This window comes from Desulfovibrio inopinatus DSM 10711, assembly GCF_000429305.1.
In the GTDB taxonomy this organism is placed as follows: domain Bacteria; phylum Desulfobacterota; class Desulfovibrionia; order Desulfovibrionales; family Desulfovibrionaceae; genus Alteridesulfovibrio; species Alteridesulfovibrio inopinatus.
Genome location: NZ_KE386880.1, coordinates 11,335 through 12,711 on the forward strand (window position 1 = coordinate 11,335; position 1,377 = coordinate 12,711).

Below are 1,377 nucleotides of genomic sequence, written 5' to 3' on the forward strand. Positions count from 1 at the left end.
GGGATCGCATTGATAGTGCATCTGTCAATGCTCAGCATGTCCGAAATTACATGCAAAATACCGAGCGCACCTGGATGGTGGATGCTGTGCGGCAAACGTGGGTTGGCATCCAAAAGCAATTTGATCGACAACACGACATCCTGAAATGGCCTATGTTGCAAATCAAGCAATACGCCGATGGGGGCCGGACGGATCAAAAAAGTCCTTTCAGCATTGTGGGCGAGCGCGGCGTGGAGCTGTATCAATTCCAAGAGCCCGGTCGGGTATATAATGATAGCCAATTGGCTCGGGCGCTCATGGCGCTGGGGGATATTACGGATAATAAGCGCTCGGAAAAAATACTGGAGAAAATTTTGCGCTTGCTGGCCGATAAAGCCCGCAAAGATGGTGATCGGGATGATAAATTCAAACAATTGGCCACAAATGTCTCGCGCATCGAATCCAAAATATCGCGAGCCGTGCAATGATTTCCCGCGTCATCCTTACGGGCTACCGGCTGGCCGACGGCGTCGAGGTCGATTTTTACTACACCAACGGCCTGGGCTGGACATCACGGCCCGATGATACACCGGCCAATACGTTTTTTGTTCCGCGTTTGCGCTCCCCACTTTCCCATGCTGTCGAGGCCTGGGATGGGGATCGGTTAGGGGGCGTGGTTCGGTCGAGTCTTGGTGCTATCGAGCTGGGCAATGAGGACGGCGCGCTGTCGTATCTGCTGCATGAGTATGCGTTCGCCGGGCGGGCCGTGCAAGTCTTTTTGTGTGATGAGGGGCAAGCGCAGGCTGATGTGTCGCCATTTTGGTCGGGGCTGGTGGATCGCGTGGATGCCTCGGATGATGGCATTGAGATTCGGGTGGTTGAACGCCATAAGCTCTTTGAAGTCGATTTGTATCAAGCGCAATACGCTGGGGATAATGTGGCTCCCGAAGGTATTGAGGGCGATGAGACGCTGCAAGATAAGCCCAAGCCGGTGGCGCTCGGCATTTGCCGCAATATCTCGCCGGTGCTCGTCAATAGTCAAAAGCTCATTTATCAAGTCCACTGGCGGAGCATACAAGCCCTGGATGCGGTCTACGACAAGGGCGTGGCCTTGGGGGCTGGCTCAAATTACGCCGATGCCGCTGCTTTACAAGCCGCCTCGCCGACACCGGGCACGTACGACACGTGTTTGGCTGAGGGGCTTTTGCGTCTCGGATCGTCGCCGGTTGGCCAGATTACGGCCGATGTCCGAGGCGATAATGTCGGGGGCTATGTGGATTCACCTGCCGGTATCGTTACCCGGCTTTTAGAGGATTATGCCTTGCTTGATGAGCCCGTCGATACGTCGGCTGTGGTTGGGATATCGTGGCCGTTGGGCCTTTATGCGGCACAGGAGGC

General features: G+C 55.4%; 2 protein-coding genes. Both read left to right on the forward strand.

What is annotated here, in order from left to right; all coding sequences use genetic code 11:
* Positions 1 to 467, forward strand: a 467-nt coding sequence (locus tag G451_RS0123685) for a hypothetical protein (RefSeq protein ID WP_211236384.1), incomplete at its 5' end; no start/stop codon positions are given.
* A partial coding sequence (locus G451_RS34710) for a hypothetical protein (RefSeq protein WP_211236385.1) occupies positions 464 to 1,377 on the forward strand: 914 nt, incomplete at its 3' end. The genes G451_RS0123685 and G451_RS34710, both read left to right, overlap by 4 nt.